Here is a 2,396-nt window from a genome sequence, read left to right as displayed (position 1 = left end):
CACGTTCGGCTCATTTGCTATTTTCAAAAATCCCTCCGCGTTTATGCTGCCGACCCTATACAGCTCGTAGTCGTACTGCTTCACTCCGGGCGCGTTCATAAGCATGCTAAAGCCTTTTTGTTTAAGCAGATCAAGCGCCTTGCCGCTGCGGTTGCCGGTGTTGCAATAAAGCACGACGTTTCTATCCTTGTAGGCGTTTATCTCATCCAGCCTGCTTTCAAGCTCCCCAAGAGGGATGTTGATCGCGTGTTTTATGTGCCCTGCGGCGTATTCCTCCGCGCTTCTAACGTCAATGACCAGATAATTTTCTTTCGCTCTATTGTCCTCCTCTATCGCCGATAGCGCTGCGCCGCTTATTGCATATCCGCTAGGCTGCTGCGTCTCGGCGCAGCAAGTCGCGAAAGATCCCAATGCCGCCAGCAAAACTGCACTTTTTAAAATTTTGTGAGAAATAAATTTCATATGGTTCCTTTGAATTTTAGCTTTTAAAGCGGGAGATTATATCAAAAATTTAGCTAAATAGTGTGAATTTGCGCCGTTAGCAGATGCGAACGATCAAGTAGGCGGTTTGCTTGCAAAAGCAAAAGAGCGATAAAATTTAATAAGGTCGGACTTGCGCCCGAGCAATACCAAAAGATAGGGGTTAAAATATATGGACCGCCACAATAAACGCTCTTAGGCAAAAGCCGCCCGCAAGCACGCCGTATTCGTTATAAACACAGCTTTTTACCTCCTCGCCGCCGTGTGCGTGGTTACTCACTCTTTACGCTTGCTCGCTGTATTAGTTCGCCAAGTCCGCGCTTGAACTATAAAATTTTAACCTCTAGCTCGAGCGTGACGCCGAAGCGCTGCAAAACCCGCTCGCGAGCGAGATCTATCAAGCTCATCACATCCTCAAAGCTTGCGCCGCCGAAATTTATGATGAAATTGGCGTGCTGCTCGCTAAATTTCGCGCCGCCGACCCTGTAGCCTTTTAATCCCGCCGCTTCGATCAGCCTACCCGCGGCATCGCCAGGCGGGTTTTTAAAGCAGCTTCCAAAGCTAGCTCCCTTTGGCTGATTGGCGCGTTTGGCGGCGAAATCCGCGGCGAGTTCGGCATCAAAGCCGCGTGAAATTTTAAACTCGGCGCCCAAAATCGGCTCCTCGATCCCGCTTCTTCGGTAGCCGAAGCTTATCCGCTCGCGCTCCACCCAGCCGCGCGTTAGGTGCACGGCAAGCAGGCTATCGCTAATGCTAGTGCCGGCGAGCCCTGCGTTCATTTTGATTAGCCCGCCGAGCTGGCCTGGAATGTTGCGCAAAAACTCAAAGCCGCCGAGACCCTGCTTTTTGGCGAAGTTGTAAATTTTACCCGACTTCGTTGCAGCCCCGATGCTAAGGATATCGCCGCTTAAGCTTATGCGATCGAACTCCTCGCTTAGCATCGCAAGGTGCGGCGGCGCGGGCGAGATAAGCAGATTGTTGCCGCCACCGATGATCGCGCCCCCCGATATGCTCTCAAACTCCGCGAAATCGGCCTCGTCCTTTAAAATTTGCACCGCAAAGCTCCCGCCGATGCGCACGGAGGTGTATTTGCTAAAATCTATCTGCTTTGTTTTCAAAATTTTGCCTTTTAAATTTCATTTTTTGGTTTCATAAATTTAAAAATTTCACGCTCGCCGCGTATCATTTTAAAATTTAGCGATACCGTCGCACCACACAGTGCAAAACACGAACGCTATTTCAAAATTTAGCTCGCTTGTGATACGTTTTCAGCGGCGCGCTACGTCGCACGCACAGCTCGCACCCTGCGGCACAAAATACAGCCGCGCGATCCGCCGGCGTGCCGTAAAATTTCATCGCTGCGTAGCCGTAAATTTAAAGCGGCATATTACGCGGCGACAAATAGCACTACAGCGCGCGGTCGATTGACGAACTTGGCGGCGATCCGCGGCAAACTCGGCGTTAAATTTGCGCTAAATTTTAAACTCGCTATGCTCCGCGGCTAAATTTCAAAAGCTACGGCGCAGCACAGCCACGGCAAGAACGCGGGGTAAAATTCTACCTCGCGCGGCAACTTTTACGCCGAAGCAAAATTTAGCCAAGTTACACTCCGCTTAACGACGAGGAATTTAGCTAAAACGCGATTTCATTCCGAGTAAAATTTAACCGAAGCAAGCGCTAAATTTCAACTAAATTTTAACCTCGCTCGGCCTTACATCGGGTTTTGCCCGCCGCAGTCCGCGAAACGGATCTCGTTATATTCGCGCGGAATAAAATTCTCCTGCGCGCTAATCGGCGCAGGATAAAATTCGCGCTCATACCCAAGCTCAAATAGCCTATCTATCGCCCTTATCTGCGCCCCCGAAAGCTCGATCGAGGCTTCGTTAGCATAAAGGCTCAGATATTTTTCGAGCTTT

General features: G+C 50.2%; 2 protein-coding genes and 1 pseudogene. All 3 read right to left on the bottom strand.

What is annotated here, in order from left to right:
- On the bottom strand, positions 1 to 462 hold a 462-nt coding region (locus Q0614_RS02275; protein WP_298786254.1), incomplete at its 3' end, for a rhodanese-like domain-containing protein.
- Between the two features lie 344 nt (positions 463 to 806).
- A complete protein-coding gene (locus Q0614_RS02270; RefSeq protein WP_298786252.1) occupies positions 807 to 1,598 on the bottom strand; it encodes a UDP-N-acetylmuramate dehydrogenase in 792 nt (263 codons plus the stop codon).
- Between the two features lie 593 nt (positions 1,599 to 2,191).
- Positions 2,192 to 2,396, bottom strand: a pseudogene (locus tag Q0614_RS02265) (S-ribosylhomocysteine lyase); the annotation flags it as partial.

This window comes from uncultured Campylobacter sp., assembly GCF_937997595.1.
Classification (GTDB): domain Bacteria; phylum Campylobacterota; class Campylobacteria; order Campylobacterales; family Campylobacteraceae; genus Campylobacter_B.
The sequence above is the reverse complement of the archived record's forward strand: the minus strand, read 5'-3'. Positions and strand labels throughout refer to the sequence as shown.